Origin of the sequence: Peribacillus sp. NPDC060253 (assembly GCF_042727425.1) — a bacterium.
Classification (GTDB): Bacteria; Bacillota; Bacilli; order Bacillales; family DSM-1321; genus Peribacillus.
Genome location: NZ_JBHXAS010000039.1, coordinates 16,356 through 39,543, shown reverse-complemented (window position 1 = coordinate 39,543; position 23,188 = coordinate 16,356). Strand labels below are relative to the sequence as shown.

The 23,188-nt window shown below is 37.7% G+C and carries 19 protein-coding genes and 1 pseudogene; 19 read left to right on the top strand and 1 reads right to left on the bottom strand.

What is annotated here, in order from left to right:
* Nucleotides 1-114 precede the first annotated feature (114 nt).
* The 11 genes from ACFWE9_RS12535 (at nucleotide 115) to speD (ending at nucleotide 11,130) form a co-directional block, all read left to right on the top strand.
* Nucleotides 115-435, top strand: coding sequence for a UxaA family hydrolase (locus ACFWE9_RS12535; protein WP_230155859.1), 321 nt, complete (start codon nucleotides 115-117; stop codon nucleotides 433-435).
* Between the two features lie 11 nt (nucleotides 436-446).
* Complete coding sequence (locus ACFWE9_RS12530) at nucleotides 447-1,607, top strand: UxaA family hydrolase (RefSeq protein WP_230155860.1); 1,161 nt, start codon at nucleotides 447-449, stop codon at nucleotides 1,605-1,607.
* 35 nt (nucleotides 1,608-1,642) lie between these two features.
* Nucleotides 1,643-2,416 carry an SDR family NAD(P)-dependent oxidoreductase gene (locus ACFWE9_RS12525; protein WP_230155862.1) on the top strand — a complete coding sequence of 258 codons (774 nt, stop codon included), beginning with the start codon at nucleotides 1,643-1,645 and terminating at the stop codon, nucleotides 2,414-2,416.
* Between the two features lie 48 nt (nucleotides 2,417-2,464).
* Complete coding sequence (locus tag ACFWE9_RS12520; RefSeq protein ID WP_230155864.1) at nucleotides 2,465-3,385, top strand: fumarylacetoacetate hydrolase family protein; 921 nt, start codon at nucleotides 2,465-2,467, stop codon at nucleotides 3,383-3,385.
* 138 nt (nucleotides 3,386-3,523) lie between these two features.
* Nucleotides 3,524-4,798, top strand: a complete 1,275-nt coding sequence (locus tag ACFWE9_RS12515; protein WP_230155871.1) for an MFS transporter — start codon at nucleotides 3,524-3,526, stop codon at nucleotides 4,796-4,798.
* 501 nt (nucleotides 4,799-5,299) lie between these two features.
* Entirely contained in the window at nucleotides 5,300-6,475 is a 1,176-nt protein-coding gene (locus ACFWE9_RS12510; protein WP_230155873.1) for an acyl-CoA dehydrogenase family protein, read from the top strand.
* 208 nt (nucleotides 6,476-6,683) lie between these two features.
* Nucleotides 6,684-7,838 carry a betaine/proline/choline family ABC transporter ATP-binding protein gene (locus ACFWE9_RS12505; protein WP_230155875.1) on the top strand — a complete coding sequence of 385 codons (1,155 nt, stop codon included), beginning with the start codon at nucleotides 6,684-6,686 and terminating at the stop codon, nucleotides 7,836-7,838.
* A gap of 12 nt (nucleotides 7,839-7,850) precedes the next feature.
* The gene (locus tag ACFWE9_RS12500) at nucleotides 7,851-8,504 is read left to right on the top strand and encodes an ABC transporter permease (protein ID WP_230155876.1); all 654 of its coding nucleotides are present in this window, start codon (nucleotides 7,851-7,853) and stop codon (nucleotides 8,502-8,504) included.
* Nucleotides 8,505-8,515: 11 nt separating this feature from the next.
* Nucleotides 8,516-9,433, top strand: a complete 918-nt coding sequence (locus ACFWE9_RS12495; RefSeq protein ID WP_230155878.1) for an osmoprotectant ABC transporter substrate-binding protein — start codon at nucleotides 8,516-8,518, stop codon at nucleotides 9,431-9,433.
* A gap of 17 nt (nucleotides 9,434-9,450) precedes the next feature.
* Nucleotides 9,451-10,113: an ABC transporter permease gene (locus tag ACFWE9_RS12490; protein ID WP_377357002.1), complete on the top strand. Its 663-nt coding sequence runs from the start codon at nucleotides 9,451-9,453 to the stop codon at nucleotides 10,111-10,113.
* Nucleotides 10,114-10,296: 183 nt separating this feature from the next.
* Nucleotides 10,297-11,130, top strand: a complete 834-nt coding sequence (speD, locus tag ACFWE9_RS12485) for an adenosylmethionine decarboxylase (RefSeq protein ID WP_377357000.1) — start codon at nucleotides 10,297-10,299, stop codon at nucleotides 11,128-11,130.
* A gap of 25 nt (nucleotides 11,131-11,155) precedes the next feature.
* Here the strand turns inward: speD and ACFWE9_RS12480 are convergent, their stop codons facing one another.
* On the bottom strand, nucleotides 11,156-12,181 hold the full coding sequence (locus ACFWE9_RS12480; protein ID WP_230156138.1) for a YeiH family protein: 1,026 nt from the start codon (nucleotides 12,179-12,181) through the stop codon (nucleotides 11,156-11,158).
* 133 nt (nucleotides 12,182-12,314) lie between these two features.
* On the opposite strand from ACFWE9_RS12480, the gene ACFWE9_RS12475 reads away from it, so the two are divergent.
* The 8 genes and pseudogenes from ACFWE9_RS12475 to uvsE all read left to right on the top strand — a co-directional run bounded on the left by ACFWE9_RS12475 (nucleotide 12,315) and on the right by uvsE (nucleotide 23,149).
* Nucleotides 12,315-13,205, top strand: coding sequence for a selenium metabolism-associated LysR family transcriptional regulator (locus tag ACFWE9_RS12475; protein WP_230155884.1), 891 nt, complete (start codon nucleotides 12,315-12,317; stop codon nucleotides 13,203-13,205).
* A gap of 240 nt (nucleotides 13,206-13,445) precedes the next feature.
* On the top strand, nucleotides 13,446-14,357 hold the full coding sequence (locus ACFWE9_RS12470; protein WP_377356998.1) for a hypothetical protein: 912 nt from the start codon (nucleotides 13,446-13,448) through the stop codon (nucleotides 14,355-14,357).
* Nucleotides 14,358-14,823: 466 nt separating this feature from the next.
* A complete protein-coding gene (locus ACFWE9_RS12465; RefSeq protein WP_230155888.1) occupies nucleotides 14,824-15,450 on the top strand; it encodes a metal-dependent hydrolase in 627 nt (208 codons plus the stop codon).
* A 418-nt stretch (nucleotides 15,451-15,868) separates the two neighbouring features.
* Nucleotides 15,869-16,312 carry a C40 family peptidase gene (locus ACFWE9_RS12460; protein ID WP_230155889.1) on the top strand — a complete coding sequence of 148 codons (444 nt, stop codon included), beginning with the start codon at nucleotides 15,869-15,871 and terminating at the stop codon, nucleotides 16,310-16,312.
* A 431-nt stretch (nucleotides 16,313-16,743) separates the two neighbouring features.
* The gene (locus ACFWE9_RS12455; protein WP_230155890.1) at nucleotides 16,744-18,870 is read left to right on the top strand and encodes an ATP-dependent Clp protease ATP-binding subunit; all 2,127 of its coding nucleotides are present in this window, start codon (nucleotides 16,744-16,746) and stop codon (nucleotides 18,868-18,870) included.
* A gap of 462 nt (nucleotides 18,871-19,332) precedes the next feature.
* Nucleotides 19,333-21,207, top strand: a pseudogene (gene pulA / locus ACFWE9_RS12450) (type I pullulanase); the annotation flags it as partial.
* A 279-nt stretch (nucleotides 21,208-21,486) separates the two neighbouring features.
* Nucleotides 21,487-21,990, top strand: coding sequence for a PCYCGC motif-containing (lipo)protein (locus ACFWE9_RS12445; RefSeq protein ID WP_230155891.1), 504 nt, complete (start codon nucleotides 21,487-21,489; stop codon nucleotides 21,988-21,990).
* A 187-nt stretch (nucleotides 21,991-22,177) separates the two neighbouring features.
* Nucleotides 22,178-23,149: a UV DNA damage repair endonuclease UvsE gene (gene uvsE, locus ACFWE9_RS12440; RefSeq protein ID WP_230155892.1), complete on the top strand. Its 972-nt coding sequence runs from the start codon at nucleotides 22,178-22,180 to the stop codon at nucleotides 23,147-23,149.
* Nucleotides 23,150-23,188 lie beyond the last annotated feature (39 nt).

Sequence of the window (23,188 nt, the reverse complement as noted above, 5' to 3'; positions counted from 1 at the left end):
GGTACGTGGGAATTCTATCATTTTTCTTTCAAAAGAGCTTTTTTTTCAGTCAAATATTGGATGGAGACTGGATCATTTCTTACCAAAAAATTAGTAGTGGTGAGGTGTAAATAGATGGGGGAATATTCTTTTAAAACGGGTGTTTCTTGTATTGTCATGGATTCCAAGGACAATGTAGTGACTTTACTTTGTGATATCAAAGCGGGGGAAAACCTTTCCTTTATTCTTAACGGAATTAAACATAACATAATCGTTCAGCAAGATGTGAAATTCTGTCACAAAGTTGCGATTCGTTCGCTTAAAAAAGGAGAGCGTATTATTAAGTATGGGGAATCAATTGGAGCAGCAACTGAGTGTATTGATGAAGGAGAACATGTACATGTTCATAATATTGAAGGCATTCGAGGACGCGGAGATCAAAAAGCAGAGCAGTAGGAGGAATTATAATGACAATAATTAAAGGTTATCGTAGAACAGACGGAAAGGTAGGTATTCGAAATCATGTTTTATTATTACCTACTGTTGTTTGTGCAAATCAGGTAGTAAACAGAATACAGCAGCAAGTGCCGGGAGCAGTTGCGATTCCTCATCAACATGGTTGTAGTCAAGTAGGGGATGATAAAGAAAGAACACATCAAGTACTTGTAGGAATGGGGAAAAGCCCCAACGTCGGCGCTGTATTGATCGTAAGCCTTGGATGCGAAGTGATGAAAGCCGACCAAATTCGCGATGAAATAAGAGAGACTGGCAAACCCGTCATCTGGTTAGATATACAAAATGAAGGAGGCTCAGTTAAAACTATTCAAAAAGGCATAGATTCAGCTCGTAAACTTGTTATGGATATCCAACAAATCTCTAAGGAAGACATTTCTTTGTCTGAAATCATTGTTGGGGTGAAATGCGGAGGATCAGACTCAACATCCGGATTATGTAGTAATCCTGCTTTAGGGAACGCCTCAGACTTAATCATCAGCGAAGGAGGAAGCATTGTCATGGGAGAAACAACGGAAATTATTGGAGCAGAGCATATTGTAGCTGAAAAAGCCGTTTCCGAAGACATTAGTCACAAACTATATTCTTATGTTGAGAGGTTTGAAAAAGAAATCGAACGTATGGGTGTTGATATGCGTGGTGGCAATCCAAGTCCAGGAAATATCGAAGGTGGACTTTCAAGTATTGAAGAGAAATCGTTAGGGTGTATTAGTAAAGCAGGAACTTCACCATTGCAAGGGGTAGTGGAATACGCGGAATCTATCCCAGGAAAAGGTTTTTACTTTATGGATTCACCTGGAAATGATATCGAGTGTGTTTCTGGCATGGCAGCCGCCGGGGTACAAGTTGTTTGCTTTACAACCGGCCGTGGGACTCCTACAGGAAACCCGATCGTCCCAGTCATTAAAATTACCGGAAATGAGCTAACTGGAAAACGGATGAACGATAACATTGATATTGATATAAGTACTGTATTGCAAGGAATAGAAACGTTAGAACTGGCAGGAAAGCGGATTTTTGATGGGATTGTGGATATATCATCGGGAAGTTTAACAAAGTCAGAAATTCTCGGTCATCAGGAGTTTAGTATTAATCGAATCGGTATTAGCTTATAAGAAGCAAATTTAGTGAAACGAAAGGTGTGAGTGTGATGAGATTACAGGGGAAAATAGTTTTAATCACTGGCTCGGGTTCTGGCATTGGAAAAAGTACGGCGCTGCTTTTTGCAAAAGAAGGGGCCACTATCATCGTGAATGATATTGATGGAAATAAAGGGAACCAAGCAGTAGAGGAAATTACTTCATTAGGCGGGGAAGCCACCTTTATTCAAGCTGACGTAACGGATACCGATTCTGTTAAAAAAATGGTCCAACAGGTCGTTGAAAAATATTCTAGAATTGATGTTCTTTTCAATAATGCTGGCATTAGCGGTATAGGCGAACTGCATGAAATTGAACCCGACGACTGGGATAGGGTAATGAGTGTAAATATTAAAGGAGTTTATTTGCCAAGTAAATATGTCTTGCCCCACATGATGGAGAGAAAAAATGGATCCATTATCAATATGTCATCATGTGTTGCCGAAATTGGCTTGGCGCGAAGAGCCTCTTATGCTACTACAAAAGGAGCCATTTTGGCACTTACAAAATCAATGCAGGTTGATTACGCTCCTTACAAAATTCGTGTTAATGCGCTGTTGCCGGGAACGATTTTAACACCATTTGTGGAAAAATATTTAAAAACCTCTTACGATAATCCGGAAGAAGCGATGGAACATATAAAAACTCGCCAATTAAGCGGCGATGTCGGAAAACCGGAAGATGTTGCAAAAGCGGCTTTATTTTTAGCGTCTGATGAATCAAAGTTTATGATGGGCTCCCCGCTTTATATTGACGGTGGCGTCGTCTTCGGAAAAAATGCATGAGAGGAAAAAGATATGAAATAGTTTGAAAGGTTATGAGGAGGAGTTATTTTGAAATTATTAACTTTCAAGAAAAATGGTAAACAATCTCTTGGGGTGAAAGTGGATAATGGTATTGTTGATATAGTATCTGCATTATCCGTTATTGGTGGGGAAAACGTACCGACGAATATCATGGAAGTGATCGAAGGTGGACAAACAGCAGTAGCAGCATTAGAAAGATATGTAAATCGCCATGATTTATATAGTGGTAATACCTATGTTTTGGATGAAAAGGATATAAAGTGGGAACCTTGTGTGACTCAGCCAAATAAAATCATTTGTGTTGGGCTTAATTACCGTAAACATGCAGATGAAACAAATGCACCTTATCCGGAAGTTCCGATTCTTTTTAACAAGTTTAATAATACACTAACAGGCCATCAATGTGATATTGCCCTCCCTAAAATGACAGAAAAGGTAGACTATGAGGTAGAACTAGGTGTTGTAGTTGGAAAGAAAGCAAAATACGTTTCACAAGAAAATGCTCTCGATTATGTGTTTGGGTATTGTCCGGTAAATGATTTGTCCGCTAGGGATTTACAGCTTAAGACACCACAATGGCTGCTTGGAAAAACATGTGATGATTTCAGCCCAATGGGTCCATATTTGGTAACGGCTGACGAAGTGGGAAATCCCCAGAATTTAAATATAAAAACAATCGTAAACGGAGAAGTGCGTCAGAACTCTAATACGTCGGACATGATTTTTTCTGTTGCCCATATTGTGAGTTATATTTCCAATCATATGACGTTAGTTCCGGGTGATATCATTCTAACAGGAACGCCGGAGGGAGTTATTTTAGGTTATCCGGAAGAAAAACAGATTTATTTAAAGCCTGGCGATGTCGTTTCCGTTGAAATTGAAAAGCTGGGAGTATTAACAAATACATTTATTCAAGAAAAGGATTCTATAATAAAAAATAGAACATAAATTTCCTGCTAGCTTGATAATTAGGATGCGACATCAAATAGTTCACTAATTAATTCCTTTTGATTTCGGGCAGGCTTCATTCTTTGGTGAACCTGCTCGTTGTTAGTAAATGCACTGCTTACTTTAAGGGGGAAGAATATGTTTTCAAAGGGTAGAACTTCTATTATGATTTTGCTTTTCTTAGCTGGTGTTATTAATTATTTGGACAGATCGGCACTATCGATTGCAGCGCCTTTTATTCAAGATGATTTAAATTTAACACCTACTCAAATGGGCATAGTCTTTAGCAGTTTTTCTGTTGGGTATGCTGTGTTCAATTTTCTTGGAGGAATGGCATCGGATCGTTATGGAGCGAAACTAACGCTATTTGTTGCCATGATTATTTGGTCAATATTTAGTGGTGCAATTGCTCTGACATTTGGACTTGTCAGTTTAATTATTATTCGTGTTTTTTTTGGAATGGGAGAAGGACCATTATCTGCAACAATAAATAAAATGATTAATAATTGGTTTCCAGCTGACAAACGAGCAGGTGCTATCGGTTTAGCAAATAGCGGTACTCCTTTAGGGGGAGCGATTGCAGGACCTATTGTTGGTATAATAGCACTTAGTTTTGGTTGGAGAATCTCTTTTATAATAATCATGCTACTGGGCTTTGCATGGGCTATAGCTTGGTGGTTATTTAGTAAAGAAAGACCTGCAGTTAACAATGAAACTATTCCAAGCAATCAACAACATGTTAATAAAGTTTCCTCAAATAAAAAAATTCCATTAAGTTTTTATTTAAAACAAAAAACAGTTTTATTTACATCCTTTGCTTATTTTGCATATTCATATATTCTATTTTTCTTTTTAACTTGGTTTCCTAGTTATTTAATAGATACTCATGGATTAAATGTCAAAGAAATGAGTGTTGTTACAGTCATCCCGTGGATATTGGGTTTTATTGGATTAGCTTCCGGTGGATTTTTATCCGATTTTGTATACAAAAAGTTCGCTGGAAAAGGAATATTATTTTCTCGTAAGGTTGTGTTAGTTACATGTTTGTTTATTTCTGCAGTGTGTATTGGACTTGCAGGAATTGTAACAACAACTATAGGAGCTGTAAGTTTAGTGGCTTCATCTGTATTATTCTTGTATTTAACGGGATCTATTTACTGGGCGATAGTTCAGGATGTTGTAGATCAACAAAATGTTGGCTCAGTTGGAGGTTTTATGCACTTCTTAGCAAATACGGCTGGAATACTTGGACCAACTGTAACAGGATACCTTGTTCAGGTATCTGGGACATATACAGCAGCATTTCTATTAGCGGGTAGTTTAGCCATATTCGCATCATTGGCGGTAATATGGTATGTAAAACCAATTAATTTGGAAGTGTTAAAAATAAACAATCAAATGGACTTAAGGTAAATCAAATAAACTCCAAGGATTATACGGTCAGGTCGATACAAGATGTAAAGGTTAGCGAGGTATGGCAGTAATAAATTAAAGCAGTAAAGAAACAGACTGATATAGTAACCGATTAGTCCATCAGGCAGTGTGATAGCTTCAAAAATTCATTAAATAGCACATGTTATGATAATAGATTAATATTTTAAAAATAACCTCGTCAGAATATATAAGAAACACCATAATATGGCAGTTAAGTATCAACCACATTCTTTAGTATGCAATATGTAATATACTATACAAAAAGGAATTCCAAATGGTAAAAAATAGATTTATAAAAGGGAATTCCATAGTTTTGTTGAACTTGAATATTATGGTCCATTTTTATCAGTTTGAAAACTCATTTATCGTAACCGCTTACATTAATATTTCAATTATCTTTGTTTTTGAGAATGGTTGTGGAATATAAGATATTTCACATTGATGCACCAACCAAAATCATTTGCTAATGGAGGTTAACTTATGTTTAACACGGTGGCGGTCACTAACGATAAACCACGTTCCTTCTTCAAGAAGGAACACTTATTATTTCAACAGTCATTTCGTGAATTTCTTGAAAAGGAAGCTATCCCCTATTATGATCAATGGGAAAAAGATGGGGAAGTACCACGTTTACTTTGGAAAGGAATCGGAGAAAATGGATTTTTATGTCCATGGCTTGATGTGGAATTCGGTGGATTCGGAGCGGATTTTGGCTATTCAGTTGTACTGTCAGAGGAATTGGAAAGGATCGGATCTGGCTTAGCAGGGATATCCATTCATTCTGATGTTGTGGCCCCTTATATTGCTTCATTCGGAACAATAGATCAAAAACATAGGTATTTACCTAAATTCAGTACTGGAGAAATGATTTCTGCCTTTGCTCTGTCAGAGCCAGGAACGGGTCCCGAATTAGCAAATATTCAGACCACAGCCGTCAAGAAAGATGGGTATTATCGAATCAATGGAGCCAAAACATTCATCACAAACGGGTTAAGGGCCGACTTGATGATTGTAGCCTGCAAAACCGATGTTGACGCTGTTTCTTCTCTTGACGGAATCAGTTTGCTGCTGGTAGATAAAGATACTCCGGGCTTAACACGTGGAAGAAAACTAGAAAAAGATGGAGGGAATGGCTCGGAAACAGCTGACCTTTTTTTTGATGATGTTGCAGTACCTGTAGGCAACCTCCTTGGGGAGGAAGGGAAAGGTCTCTCTTATATCATGCAAAACCTGCAGCAGGAAAGACTTTTGTGTGCAATAGGATCTTTAGTGGCTGCAAAAGACATGTTTCGCTTGACGAAGGGATATGTAAAAGAGCGTAAAACTTTTAATAAGAATATTAGTCAATGTCAAAAAACACGGTTTACCATTGCTGAAATAGCGACCGATATTCAATTGGGCAGTACTTTTGTCGATGATTTAGTCTGTAAACATATGAATGGGGAGAATATCATTACCGAGGTTTCGATGGCAAAATATTGGATTACGGAAATGTCTAAGCGAATCTCTGTAAGATGCATGCAGTTACATGATGGGTACGGACATAAGGGTGACGAAAAAATTATCAGGCGTCATCGAGACATTACTGTGCCATCCTTCCATACTGGGTCAGATGCAACTGTGAAAACCCTCATTGCCAATCATAACGGGTTTTGAGGCATGATCCTAACGTAAATCTACTGACTGCCTTTTTTAAAAAAAGGTGGTTTTTTTATTCCATTTTTTCAATATAAATACAAAGAACTAGTGTTTTACACTATAAATGTTTAAGGAACTTATCGTCTGGGTATAACAGACTGTGCGTAAAAAAAGGAAATGTTTTTGTGAAATTTGTAATTGTTTATGAATGATGGAGGTGCTTGTTATGTTAAAAATTGAAAAAGTATCGAAAAACTATAAGGGAGGAAAGAAGGCTGTAAAGAATATTTCATTGGACATAAAAAAAGGGGAGTTCATTTGCTTCATTGGTCCAAGTGGCTGCGGTAAAACGACAACCATGAAAATGATTAACCGTCTAATTGAACCATCAGAAGGACAGATCCTGATAAATGGGGAAAATATAATGGATAAAGATCCGGTTCAGTTAAGAAGGGAAATTGGGTACGTTATTCAGCAAATCGGACTTTTCCCACACATGACGATTCTGGAAAATATCACTCTCGTTCCAAAACTTCTTAAATGGGAGGAAAAACGAAAAAAAGACCGGGCTCTTGAATTGCTTCAGCTTGTCGATATGGGTCCTGAATATTTAGATAGGTATCCACACGAATTGAGCGGAGGCCAGCAGCAAAGAATTGGGGTCCTCAGAGCTCTTGCTTCCAATCCGCCACTTATTTTAATGGATGAGCCATTTGGTGCACTTGATCCGATTACTCGTGATGCCCTTCAGGAGGAATTCAAAAATCTCCAGCGTACACTTAACAAAACCATCGTTTTTGTTACTCATGACATGGATGAAGCGATTAAGTTAGCGGATCGGATCGTCATATTGAAGGCTGGGGAAATCGTTCAAGTGGGGACACCGGATGAAATTCTCAGAAACCCAGTGAATGAATTCGTCGAAGAATTCATCGGTAAAGATCGATTGCTTCAAACAAGACCGCATGTTGAGTTGGTGGAACAAATCATGAGTCGTAATCCGATTTCCATTACAGAGGAAAAGTCCCTTACCGATGCCATCAAGATTATGCGCGAGAAAAGGGTGGATTCCTTGCTTGTGGTCGATGAGCAAAATGCCTTAAAGGGGTATGTAGATGTAGAAACTATCAGTGAATACCGTAAAAAAGCTAAATTCATTAGTGAAATGATCAATACAGAAGTTTATTCAGTGAATCAAGACTCTTTAATCCGTGATTCCGTTCAGAAGATACTGAAGCGGGGATTCAAATACGTGCCGGTAGTTGACCACAATAAACAATTGGTCGGAATTGTAACGAGAGCAACATTGGTCGACATCGTATATGACAGTATATGGGGAGAGGAAGAAAATCAAATGGCTGAAATGGCTGAAATGTTCTAGGAGGTGTAGAAGATGGAATCATTGCTCGTTTTTTTACAAACGAATTGGCAAGAATTGATTTATAAAGCATGGGAGCATTTATACATATCTATGATCGCTGTGTTCCTTGGAATAATCGTTGCAGTACCACTTGGCATTATGTTGACTCGAATGAAAAGGAGCGCCTCCATTATCATTGGAATTGCAAATATTATGCAGACGCTGCCGAGCCTTGCAGTACTAGCCTTTTTCATTCCTTTCTTAGGCGTCGGGAAAACACCCGCAATTATTGCGTTATTTTTCTATTCTGTTTTACCCATACTCAGGAATACATACACAGGCATCAAAGGCGTAAATGAAAATCTGCTGGAATCCGGACGTGGCATCGGTATGACAAGTTGGGAGAGAATTCGTCTGGTTGAATTCCCACTTGCACTCCCCGTCATTATGGCTGGTATCCGTACGGCTTCCGTCTATTTAATTGGATGGGCCACCTTGGCTTCTTTTATTGGAGGCGGGGGACTTGGAGATTACATTTTTATCGGTTTGAATTTATACCAAACAGAATATATCATCGCTGGGGCAGTACCTGTCATCATCATGGCCATCCTCGTCGATTATGTGTTCTCGATCATAGAACGAAAAGTCGTTCCAAAAGGATTAAAGGGTATGAAGGAAGTTGCTTGAGGAGGAATACCATGCATAAAAAAATAAGAAGTTCAATCATAATCGCCCTAATAGTTTGTACATTAATCATCAGCGGCTGCTCCTTGCCTGGATTGGGTTCGTCGTCTGAAACCACTGTAAAAATCGGTGCTCAAAGCATGACAGAATCCGAAATCCTGGCAAACATGATCGCTCAGCTCCTTGAACGAAATACGGACCTCGATACGAAAATCATCAAAAATTTAGGCTCGAATTTCGTTCAGCAAAAAGCGATGGAGAGCGGTGATATAGATATAGCCGCCACTCGCTATACGGGAACGGACTTAACAAGCGTTCTTGGACAAGATATTGAAAAGGATCCAGTAAAGGCAATGGAGGTTGTTCAAAGGGAATTTAAAAAGCAATATGGATTTAAATTTTTCGATTCTTATGGCTTTGATAATACATATGCCTTTACGATTTCAAATGAATTGGCAGAGAAAAAAGGCTATCAGAAAATATCTGATTTGGAAAAGGATGCCGATCATTTAAGGTTAGGTGTCGATAGCGCTTGGCTGAAAAGAAAAGGAGATGGATATAAGGGATTCGTCGATACATATGGCTTGGAATTTGGTGAAACATACCCGATGCAGATTGGTCTCGTATACGATGCCGTCAAAAGTGGGCAGATGGATATTGTCCTTGCATACTCTTCAGATGGCCGGATTAAGGTTAATGATTTGAAGCTATTAGAAGATGACAAACAATATTTCCCTCCCTATGATTGTTCTCCAGTCGTTACTGAAGACTTATTGGAAAGGTATCCGGAGATAGAAGATGAACTTAACAAGTTAATTGGCGAAATTAATACCGAAACCATGCAGGAATTGAATTATGAAGTTGATGGGAACTTGAAAGAGCCATCGGTCGTGGCAACGGAATTCCTCAAAGCACATAAATATTTTGAATAAATGGGAGGTGCAAACTAATGGAAACTTTACAACAGCTAGGAACTTATTATTCCCAAAATTGGTTGTATGTACTTACAGAGTTTTATCGTCACTTTTTAATGTCCGCTTATGGTGTATTATTTGCTGCAATCATAGCGATCCCAGTAGGCATTTTCATCGCAAAACATAAAAAACTGAGTAAGTGGGTATTTTCGATCACAAATGTCATCCAGACTACACCAGCATTGGCTCTGCTTGCTCTACTTATGCTAGTGATGGGGTTAGGAACAAATACCGTAATTTTGTCATTGTTTTTATACTCCCTACTGCCAATCATGAGGAACACGTATGTCGGAATTATAAATATAGATCATGCGTATTTAGAATCCGGTAAAGCAATGGGCATGACGAAGTTCCAGTTATTAAGAATGGTCGAACTGCCATTATCCCTGTCTGTCATCATGGCTGGTTTACGTACAGCGCTTGTTGTTGCAATAGGAGTAACTGCCGTTGGTACATTCGTAGGTGCAGGCGGTCTCGGGGATATCATTGTCAGGGGAACCAATGCTTCAAATGGGACTGCAATCATACTAGCAGGAGCAATCCCGACGGCTTTGATGGCCATTCTGTCAGATCTTTTACTCGGTTGGTTGGAACGAGTGCTTTCACCGATAAAAAAGAAAAAATTTCATACAATCTAAACAAAGCACGACAGGAAAAAAGCCATTGCATGCTTCATGCAATGGCTTTTTTCTTAAGTATTTTTAGCGAAAAGTACAAGTACCATTAGAAATTGGAAGTTGAACTTATCCTGCCTTGTTTTTTATTTTAAATAAAGGGTAACTATAAGGGTAGTCGTAAAAAAAATATAAGGGGAATCGATCATGAAACTAACACCAGAGCAACGAATTGAACTTCATGGATTTAATAATCTTACGAAATCTTTAAGCTTTAATATGTATGATATCTGTTATACAAAAACGAGGGAAGAGAGAGAGGCGTATCTTGATTATATCGATGAACAATACAATGCAGAGAGGCTATCGAAGATTTTGCATAACGTTTCCGATTTAATTGGAGCGCATGTTTTAAATACGGCCAAACAGGATTATGTCCCACAAGGCGCCAGTGTAACCATACTTGTTTCAGAAGGTCCTGTCGTTGAGGTACCCACTGGAACTTATGAGGAATCACCAGGGCCTCTACCTGATAATGTGGTCATGCAACTGGACAAAAGCCATATAACCGTACATACATACCCTGAATTTCATCCAAATGAAGGCATTAGCACCTTCAGGGCGGATATCGATGTCTCTACTTGTGGAGAGATTTCTCCGCTTAAAGCCCTTAATTATCTCATACATTCCTTCGATACTGACATTATCACGATCGATTATCGTGTAAGAGGGTTTACCAGAGATAAAAATGGCCGGAAATTGTTCATAGATCATGATATTAATTCGATCCAAAACTATATCCCCGAAGAAGTAAAGGGGTTATATGACATGATAGATGTAAATGTATATCAGGAAAATATATTCCATACGAAATGTAAACTAAAAAGATTCGATATTAATAATTATTTATTCGGTTATACAGAGGAAAAACTAAATACAGAGGAAAGGCAGGAAATAATAGAAAGGCTTCGAACGGAGATGGATGAAATTTTTTATGGTGCAAATGTTCCCCATCCAGTAGAGAAAAACAAGCATTCCTAATAAGGGGATGCTTGTTTAGCTAATGTTAATTTAAATGGAAAACGAGAACCAATCCATACCCGAGACATGTTAATAGAACAGAGCCTATCAACCCAGCGACAAAAGGTTTTCCGCCATATTTCTTAAAGGTTACGAGGTCAATATTCAATCCTAGTCCGGCCATTGACATAGCCATGAGGATATAAGAAAGCATAACAAGCTTTTCGGCTATATACTCAGGAACAACTCCTGAGGAATAGAGAGCGCTCATTAATAAAAACCCAAAAATAAACCATGGTATCTGAATGGATTTCCAAGAAGATTCCTTTCCGTTATCCCGGGATTGCTCTTTCCAATTCATGATGAATCCAATTATCATGGCAACAGGGATAAGCAGGGCTACTCTTGTTAACTTGACCATGACAGCTAAATCCACTGCCTCATTTCCCCCCGGTGCTGCCGCCGCGATGACGTGAGCAATTTCATGGAGTGTCGCACCCGAAAATATACCATATCCTGGATTGGATAACTCCAATATTGGATATAGGATCGTATAACCGAAAGTGAAGGTTGTACCTAATACAGCAACCGTCGCTACAGCTATTGCGGTATCTTTTTCTTTTGCTTTTATTTGGGAGGAAATTGCCAGGATGGCAGCAGCTCCACAAATTCCCGTTCCGCAAGCTGTCAATATGCCTAGCTTTTTCTCAACTTTAAATAGGCGGGTCAATCCATAAACTACTAATATAGCAAATACAAGACTAATGGCGCCTACCGCAAATGTTTTCGGACCCGCATTAAAAATATCCTTCAGGTTCAAGCGCATTCCTAATAAGATAATGCCCATTCTCAAAAGGACTTTACTTGAATAATTTGTCCCTGCAACGGCGTAAGCTGGAACGCCAATTATCGATTTCCAAACAACACCAATCAGTATCGCAATGACTAACTGTCCCATTATATGAAGGAATGGAAGCTCAGCTAAGTATTTTGCTGCAAGTGCAATTAGCAAAGTCAATGCTATTCCTTTTGTAAATCCAAGTTTTTTTGTTTTAACGTTTGTTTGTTCCAGTGTGATCACTCCATCATTGTTGATGCCTTAACATTAATGCTAAATTAAAAATAAGTGAAATATATTTTTGCTATATCAATGATAACTTATACTTATGATAAAATGAATCGCATAGGTAAATAGGGAGGTAACTATGGATCCGTTAAAAGTATTCGTAACCGTAATCGAACAGAAAAACTTTTCAAGAGCAGGGGATATACTGAACCTGTCGCAGCCAGGAGTCAGTCTGCACATAAGAAATTTGGAAAATGAGTTAGGAACGAAATTAATTTATCGTTCTCCCAAACAAGTTCAAATAACAGAGCCGGGAAAAATATTGTATAGACATGCAAAGCAAATGCTTAATCATTATGAAACAGCAAAAAGAGAAATAAATGAATTTAATAACGTGGTGAGCGGAACGATGAAAATAGGGGCAAGCTTCACGATAGGGGAATATTATCTTCCAAAAGTTTTAGCAGAATATGCTGCTAAATATCCGCTGGTGGACATACAAATCATCATCTCGAATTCTAATGAAGTCATTCAAGGGATACGTTCCAATCAGATTGATATAGGTTTGATTGAAGGGGAAACGGATTATAAAGATATCGATGTCATCCCATTCATGAAAGACGAAATGATTGTGGTCGTTCCCCCAGTCCATCCACTTTCACAGATGGATATTATAGAGGGTGACATGCTGCAAAACCAAATATGGATACTTAGGGAGCAAGGATCGGGAACTCGTACATATTCGGATAAACTACTGAGCAGCCTGGAGCTAAGCATCAAGCGAAGCTTCATTTTCACCAGTATCCAAGGTGTGAAAGAAGCGGTGATGGCAGGACTTGGCATTGCCCTGTTATCCAGATTGACAGTACAAAAAGAATTGAAATCCAATGAGTTGAAAACCTTTCATGTGAAAAATGAACCCATTATCAGACCTTTTTCAATCGTGAAAAAGAAAGACTTTGAAGCATCAAAAGCCATGGAGTTGTTCTTAAGGAAGGTCGAAGAATATGCGATAAAAGGGCCGTCCTAAATAATAACCCTAAACATTTGCTCATCCTTTCATAATGAAGAGGGTGGGCATTTTTAACGACGAAATATTTTTAATTTTAATGAAAACGTCGAAAGTATTTTGGAATATGTCAATCAATAAGCTAATTTTACGTATTTTCACATTATTGCAAACATATAAATTAAGTAGGTAGTCTCCAGGAAGTTCTAAGTCCCTGTTTGACTTTTCCTGATATTAATAATCTTAAAAGGAGCAACCACATTGGCTATAGAGGAGCAGAAAGATAAGCGGATTTCTGTTTTCGACAGGATTATAGGATTCATGCCAAAATTTTATGTGATTGGAACCATTTTAATTTTTGTTTATACGCTAGTAGCGATGGCTCATTTAGGTATCCAAACTTTGAATAAGCCAGAGGAAGCCGTGGCTCCTGCCACAAATCCACCTATTTCTCAGGGCTTTGAAAATACATTGATAACATTAATCATCGAACCGATCGTAACGTCTGAATTTTATCAAATCATCTTTAACACTTTATTTCTTTACCTTGTTTGGATACTGCTTTTCCTATTAGCACCGATTGCTTTTTACCGTTTAAAGCACTTTAAGTTTTTTAATATCGAAATTGAAATTGAAAAACAAGATGCAGCCGTTTATGAAGTATTTAGCATGAGCAGTTCGAAAATGAAATTTGCAGCGTATTTAACTTCTGAAGAATATCAATTGGAGATATCAGAGGAAATTGCCAATAGCAAGGATTTTAAATCACCCTTAATATATACACTGGACAGCGCCGTGGACTTTTATTCCAATCAATTGGGACTGACCTTCACTTATGATATATATACCCTGAACCAATTCAAGAAAGCAAAACTGCCTAAATCCATTAAAGCGATGCTTGATAAGTCGATCCAAACTGGTGATCCATGCATCTCGAACAAAAGCAACAGTGATAGTGAATATTACAAGAACTTCCTATTGCATTATTTTGAAAACATGGATGGGAAATTTGTCACCGTCCTTAATAGCTATCAAACGGAATTTGATACGTTCGATAAATCACTACTCAAGATCCTGCAAAATGTCATATACGATTACTATCTTCAGTATAACTATATTTATGAAGTAAGCGAGAAGATGGAGAAAAATGAAGCGATTTTTCACAGTAAATAAAAAAACCACCCTACAAGTGGTTATTTTTTTTGGAAAGATGATTGTTAATAATATTTTGGACAATTACATTATTACCAATGAGCTCAGACGATTTCTTTACGTGTTGTTCCCGAAAATCCATGTTCTTTATTTTCTTAGACTTTTTCCCATTTTTAAAATTATTGAAGGCATTTAAAAAAGCTATCTGAATCACTCCCCTTATAGATTAGTATATTCATATTTTGGATAAAATTTCATGAAAAACCCCATTTTATTAAAAAATGTTTTGGAGATTAAGAACTGGATTGAATCAATCTAAACATTTAAATAGACATTCTTGAAGAAGTTAATATAATAAATCCTGCATTTTTTTAATTAGAAATAAAGAAATTCCATCAAAAGTATTGTATAGTAATAATAAAGAGTTCGAACAAACATTCGTTTCTTTGAGGCAAGACGACTTCAATAGTGGAACAGGAGAGAGACAGTGAACGGTACAGCACACATGGCAATAGGGGCAACGGTTGGCTTCTTAACGGCAAACACATTACAAACCGATCCAACCACCACTTTATTTTTGGTTGGGATGGGGGGCGTTTCAGGCCTGATGCCAGACATGGATATTGATGGGAAGTTAAGTAATAGGATTACCTTTTCACACAAGTTTATCCGAACGTTAGCACAAACGATTGGGATTCTATTGATTATTTATAGTGTATTGGAAGGTTTTGAAAAGGAAAAGTGGATTGGTGTAGGGGCAGGAATTGGACTGATCATAATATCCTCATTCATTACACAAAGGCATATGTTGACCCTGACTGGATTAGGGGTTTTAGGTGTCGGAATATCCTTACAGGAAAACTGGTTATGGCTGTTAGGCATTTATATTATTCTAGCATCCTTTACACCACATAGAAGTTATACACATTCGATTGCTGGCATCGCTTTCTTTGGCATCATTGCTTTTCAAATTCAAGCATCCCTTGAGATCGAAGGAATTTTCACTACTTGTCTATTAGGATACATAAGCCATTTAATCGCTGACATGAAATTTTTACCTTTTAATAAGCGAGGGGTAAAGTTATTTTTGCCATTTTTCTCAAAAGAATTTTAATAGTGGATTCCAGTTCCACTATTCAGACTGTAGACGAACTCGAAGAAAGCCGAGAGTTTATCTACAGTTTTTTTCAGGGTTTATAAAAATTCGAACATAGATTGGAACGTAGGGTACTGGCTTTCAGGGGCGAGTCCGAACTCGTTGCTCTTTGCCCCTGCTGGGTCTCCTTAGGCCTGAATACCAGTACCACTGTTTTTTATGAAATGAAGCTTTACTAGTTTTGAAAAATGATACTTAAATGTAAATTGAATTAAAGTTGATTATCCATGCCAAAATTCGACTTTTTTTTAGTTTTTATATGGTCATTCTTCCTATATCTACTAAATGTAACATAATTGTAAAGTTCCTGTGATGCGAATGATATAGCTTTTCAAGTATATTAGGTTTAGCAGATTACATCAGGGGGTAAAATATTTTGTTCAAGAAAATTGTCGTCGGATTGTCATTAGCTATTATGCTTGCTTTGGTATCTTTTGCAGGGGAGCAAGCGGAAGCAGCTTCATATCATACAAAAGCGATTAAAGTGGCCAAAAGTGAATTAGGTACAAAATATAAAATGGGTGGCATTTCCTCATCAGGTTTTGATTGCTCAGGCTTAGTGAAATATTCATATCAAAAAGCTGGCAAGAATCTACCAAGGACAGCTGCTGATATATACAAAAAAGGAACAAAGGTTAAGACCTTACAAAAAGGTGACTTAATGTTTTTTGCACCAAATAAAGCTAAAAAACCCACACATGTGGCAATATACATAGGTGACAATCAATTCATTCACTCTTCCTCATCAAAGGGAGTGTCATACGCTAAAACCAATAATAGTTATTGGAAGCCAAAGTTTATTGGAGCAAAACGCATTTAATAGAAGGAAAGCATCTTTATAGTAACGAGTATGAGACTTCATGAAGTCTCTTTTTTTTGTTTAAAAAAAGGGTCGATGAGACATGGTCAACATTAACCATATTTGTTAGCTCTAAGACACCTTGATGCAATTAAGTAGAAGAGTGTATGTTATGATTCGTCCTCAAAGGGGTAATCAATAAAAGAGGACATACATGGAATCTTTTTATTTGACTGGAAATAGATAGTTTAATATGATTAGCAAACCAATCCGGATGTTTCTATGAAGTTACCTATCCTTATTGGTATTAGAAAATTCCTAATTTCTTTATGGAAAAAATTCCAGTTCAAAATTATTGAAAGCCAAAGAAGGTCAATGTATAATAAAGTCAGAAAGTCAAAGAAGGTCAAAGTTTTATTGTGAATGTAATAATTTTAAAGGAGGAGTACTACATGCTTTGTGAAAAATGCCATGTAAACCACGCTAATATTAATGTTCACCTAAATATGAATGGTCAGGAGCATGATGTGAAACTGTGCTCCACTTGTTATAAAGAAGAGACTAACAAACTTGGAGCAGCGATGGGGGGGATGAATACTGGAAAATTCCAATATAATGGATTCCAAAATTCATTCAATCCATTTAATTATAATGAAGTGCCACAATCGGATTCTGTTGAAGACGAAGACGAAGGATTGCTTGAGGAGTATGGACACAATCTGACCGATGCTGCAAAAGCAGGACTTATTGATCCGGTTATCGGCAGGAATGAAGAAATAAAACGAGTCATAGAAGTTCTAAATAGACGTAATAAAAATAATCCTGTTTTAATTGGTGAACCTGGGGTAGGTAAAACAGCCATTGCTGAAGGGTTGGCTCTCGCCATCGTTGAAGGTTCAGTACCTGTTAAGTTACGAAATAAAATAGTGTATATGCTTGATATCGCGTCACTTGTTTCGAACACTGGTATTCGGGGGCAATTCGAAGAACGGATGAAGCAGTTGATCGGTGAATTACAGGAAAGAAAAAATGTCATTTTATTCATCGATGAAATTCACCAAATTGTCGGGGCTGGTTCAGCAGAAGGATCAATGGATGCTGGAAATATCTTAAAACCAGCGCTTGCTAGAGGGGAGCTTCAACTTGTCGGAGCGACTACATTGTCTGAATATCGAAAAATTGAAAAAGACGGAGCACTTGAACGTCGCTTTCAGCCCGTTCAGGTCGATGAACCGACCACAGATGAAGCACTTGTCATTTTACAAGGATTAAAAGAAAGTTATGAAGCGTATCATGGGGTCAGTTATAGTGAGGAAGCACTGAAAGCTGCAGTAGAACTTTCAAACCGCTACATTCAAGATCGTTTTCTCCCTGACAAGGCGATTGACCTGATGGATGAGGCGGGTTCTAAATTGAACTTGACCATAGAAGACGGTCAGGAAGAAGATATGAAAGAGCGTCTTGCCCAAATCTATAAAGAAAAAGAACTGGCACTAAAAGAAGAAGCATATGAAAAAGCGGCGGTTCTGCGTGATGAAGAAGAAAAATTGGAAAAGTCCTTGCAAGCTGGAGAAAATTCAGTCAAACCAATTGTTACCGTCGAGGATATTCAAGTCATCATTGAACAAAAAACCGGTATACCGGTAGGTAAGTTACAGGAGGATGAGCAAGAAAGAATGATTCATCTTCAAGCGGAACTTATGAAAAAAGTCATTGGTCAGAAAGAGGCCGTTAAAAAGGTTGCAAAAGCCGTCAGAAGAAGTCGTGCAGGGTTAAAATCCAAAAAACGTCCTACCGGTTCTTTCCTTTTTGTTGGTCCAACTGGAGTAGGTAAAACAGAATTGGCAAAAACCCTTGCAGAGGAATTGTTTGGAGATAAGGAAGCGATGATTCGTCTAGACATGAGTGAGTTCATGGAGAAACATAGTGTTTCCAAGTTAATTGGTTCACCTCCTGGATACGTTGGACACGAGGAAGCAGGACAATTAACTGAAAAAGTTCGTCGTAAACCTTACAGTATTATTTTATTGGATGAGATTGAAAAGGCACATCCAGATGTTATGCATATGTTCCTGCAAATTCTAGAAGATGGGCGTTTGACCGACAGTCAAGGCCGAACCGTTACTTTTAAAGACACTGTGATTATCATGACAAGTAATGCTGGTGTTGGAGAAAAACAAAAAGTAATGGGATTCGGTACTAGTACAGCCGTGGAAGAGGCGTCCATTCTGCAGTCATTGGGCAGTTTCTTCAAGCCGGAATTCTTGAACAGATTTGATAGCATCATTGAATTCTCAGCATTGAAGAAGGAAGATCTTCTGCAAATCGTTGATATCATGATTTCTGAACTTGACGAAACACTTTCTGCACAAGAATTAACATTAGTTGTGACAGATGAAGCAAAACAAAAACTGATTGAATTAGGATACCATCCAACATTCGGGGCTAGACCGCTTCGTAGAGTCATTCAGGAACAACTCGAAGACGGCATTACCGACTTTATCTTTGAGCAGCCTGAAGTGATGAACTTTACTGCAATTGTTGAAGATAACCAGATGAAAATTATTAAAACACCATAAAGAGTACTAGAAATGCCTCCAAGACCGTAAAACTGTTATGGAGGCATTTTTTTATCTTTTTTAAGTTTTTCCTTATTATCTTGATTCTTCAGAGGTCTATAATAGGTTAGAAATTGAAGCGAAACAAATTGATACATTACAATTCTAATAATCCGGAAACGAATTTCAGAATTTTCTCCATAATTTTTTGTGCGAATGTTTTTAAGCGTCATTCCGGTGGAATCATAGGTATAGGGGATCAAATAGTGTATGATAAAGCCTATTCTTAACAAGGCATATGAAAAAATATATTAAATAAATTCCTGTTTTGGAATGGGGATTTCAATGGAGGAATGACCTATTAATGATTCACTTTCTTATTTTGAAGAGGAAAATACTAATAATCGAAAACCTACTGATAAAGAAACGGAAAATCAATTGGAATCCCTGCCTACTGCCAATATTCATTCACTAAACCCGGCAGAATTGGATCAGCTATATTACTTTGAAGGAAAAGACTTAGGAAATTCCTATCATAAAGATAAAACGGCTTTCAGGTTATGGTCCCCCGTTGCATCTGAAGTTAAGCTTGTCACTTATGAACATTGGGATAATTCCAATGGAATGGAAATTGAAATGGATCGTTCGGAAAAGGGAACCTGGACAGTTGAATTAACCGGTGATCAGGATGGATTGATTTATACATACAAGGTAAAAGTCGGAGAAATCTGGAGTGAAGCTGTAGATCCTTATGTTCGTGCAGTCACTGTCAATGGAGAGAAAGGAGTCGTGATAAATTTAGCGGACACGAATCCACAAAAGTGGACACGGAATAAACCACCGCTCGGAAAAGCAGAGGACATCATCATCTACGAATTGCATACACGAGATTTGTCGATTCATCCTGAAAGTGGAATTCAACATAAAGGTAAATTCTTAGGAGTAATTGAAAGTGGCACTAAAGGCCCGAATGGTGTGAAAACGGGTCTGGATCATATTAAAGATTTAGGTGTAACCCATGTGCAATTCATCCCCATATTCGATTTTGCTACCGTCAATGAAAAAAAATTAAATGAACCGCAATATAATTGGGGATATGATCCTCAGAATTATAACGCTCCAGAAGGTTCATACTCGACTGACCCGTATCAACCAAAAGTAAGGATCCGGGAGTTGAAGGAAATGATCCAAGGTCTACATGATCAGGGACTGCGTGTGATCATGGATGTGGTTTACAATCACGTTTATTCGGTGGCTGATTCAAACTTCAATAAACTGGTACCCACCTACTTTTTTCGCTATAACGCCGACGGTACATTATCGAATGGCACGGGTGTAGGAAATGACACGGCCTCTGAACATAAAATGATGCGTAAATTTATCGTAGAATCCGTCACCTATTGGGCCGAAGAATTCAACCTCGATGGCTTCCGTTTTGATTTAATGGGGATTCATGATGTGGAAACGATGAATGAAGTGAAAAAAGCACTTGTGGAAATTGATTCCACCATCATTGTTTTAGGCGAAGGCTGGGATATGAATACACCATTGGCCCAAGATCAAAAAGCGAATCAAAAAAACGCACGTAAAATGCCTGGGATCGCACATTTTAATGATACAATCCGGGATGGGTTAAAAGGATTCGTGATGAACGCGCATGATAAAGGATTTATTAATGGGAAGCCAGGTATGGAGGATATTATAAGAAAAAGTATCGCTGCCGGATTGAAATACGATGATCATATTGCAACTTATCAAAAACCAGATCAAGTCATCAATTATGTTGAAGCGCATGATAATTTCACCTTATGGGATAAACTTAACATCACGAATCCGGAAGCAACAGAACATGGCCGTAAACAGATGCATAAATTAGCTTCCGCCATTGTCTTACTGTCACAGGGCATACCGATGATTCATGCTGGACAAGAATTTATGCGCACGAAGGACGGGGATGAAAACAGCTATCAATCATCTGACTGGGTTAACCGTTTGGATTGGAAAAGAAGAGCGGAGTTTGATTACGAGGTCGAATATATGAAAGGGCTCATTTCGCTAAGAAAAAACCATTCGGTTTTTAGATTAAGTACACCCGAAGAAATCGAAACGCATTTACAATTCATTGATTCCCCATCGAATGTCGTTGCATACACTCTACGTGCAGATGATTCAAAAATCGCAGTGATTCATAATGCAAATTGGGACGCGATAAGCATTACTCTTCCCCAAGAAGGGAATTGGTCCGTATTAGTGAATGGTCAGCAGGCGGGTCTGGAAGAAATAGAAAGGATAAAAGGGGGGCATATAACAGTTCCCGCTTTAAGTTCATTCGTTTTAAAACAAATTTGTAATGGATGAGATAAAATAAAGAAGTGAGTGAATACTTTCACTTTACCTTATCAAAATATGCACTAAAACATCAGGATAATTTAGTTAAGATAGATTACAATGATGCTTATCTATAGCCGCTGATAGAAATGGATGTATTATCTTATAAAAAATCAGGACTCACTTAATTTTGAATAATGAAGTTCATGGAATTTTTCTTTTAACCTTAAATTGATGGAGCCTTATGCTTGTAGAAATGGATTGTATGCCATAAAATGGGGGTAACAAAATGGATCGAGGAGTGAATAAATGAATCTTAAATTAATGAAGATGATAGCGATCTGCTCTTCTTTAATGCTTTCAGCTTGTGCGAGTGAAGAAAAAAGTGTGGTCGAAAAAAAAGAAAGCAACCATGAAGGACATTCGGAACATGCAGTATCCGGAGATCTTCAGGAGGAGACCAGCAGTAAGGAAATAGCACCGGATTTTCTATCTGAAAAACCAGACGATATGAAGACAATCTATTTAGCTGTTGCTCAAAATAAAGATTTACTAGAAAAAATACCTTGTTACTGTGGGTGCGGGGAATCAGCTAACCATAAAAATAATTACGATTGTTTTATCCATGAGAATAAAGAAGATGGTGAAGTGGTTTGGGATGACCATGGGACGAGATGCGGGGTTTGCTTAGAAATAGCAGCACAATCCATATTGGACTTGAATGATGGTATGAGCATTAAAGATATCAGGAATAAAGTGGATGAAAAATATAAAAGTGGATATGCCAAACCAACACCAACTCCTGAAGTTTAAGGGATTGAATATCACCAAAGGAAAATTTGATTGTAAAAATGGTTATTATGAAAATGGTCTTTTCCCGAAAATTCATTCGGAAAAAGGCCATTTTTTTACGGATTATGGATTTTCTAAAATATGAAATTATTATTGATCGTAACGGGAATACTTTTAATAAATAATAAAATGTAAAGGAGATATCCATTTGACATTGATCCGCCTTGGTTATGTAGCCATGAGTACTCATGTGCCAAACTGTTCCCCATCCCAAACGATGACATTTACTCAGTTTTCGAAAATTAAAGACAGAGATGCAGCAATAAGAAAACTTGAACGCATTTCAATTTCCAATCTGCATAATTGCTGGCGGTTACTGATTCATAACGAAGCCAATAATATTCAGTTTTTTAGGCTTTCATCCAAACTCATCCCTTTAGCCAATCATCCAGAAATTCCAGAATGGGATTACATAGATCCAATTTCAGAAGAACTGGACAAATTAAGAACCTTCATTTCCGATCACCCAGAAATAAGAATAGATTTTCACCCAGATCATTTTGTTGTTTTGAATAGTTCTCATATCGATATATTGAAAACATCATTAAAAACGTTAAAAATGCATCATACTTTATTGCAAAAAATGGGGGTGAATCCCGAGCATCGCTGTGTATTGCATGTTGGTGGAGGCTATGGAGAACACGTACAGGCATTAGAGCAATTTATCCATAATTGGGGCTTGATACCTGAACCGATTCAAAGAATGGTGATTCTTGAGAATGATGACACGACATATACATTGTCGGAAACCCTTTACTTATGTGAGAAATTGGGAATACCAATGGTATTTGATTATCACCATTACTTAGCACATCAGTTACCAAGTGAAGAATGGACAGAGCATTGGGCACGTATACTAAATACCTGGAGTATTTCCAAACTACCTCCTAAAATGCATATTTCAAGCCCAAGGTCAGATAAAGAATTTCGAGCACATGCTGACTATGTGGATCCAAGTATGTTCATGGAATTTTTACAACATATTAAAGGAAGCTTACCGCAATTGGATTGCATGATTGAAGCGAAGCAAAAGGATGGGGCACTTTTCCACTTGATGGATCAACTGAAGGCATACAAAGAAATAGAGATCATCGATGATGCCAGTTTTTATATTCACTGATTCACTGTATAACAAAAATTTGATAAAGAGGATATGGAT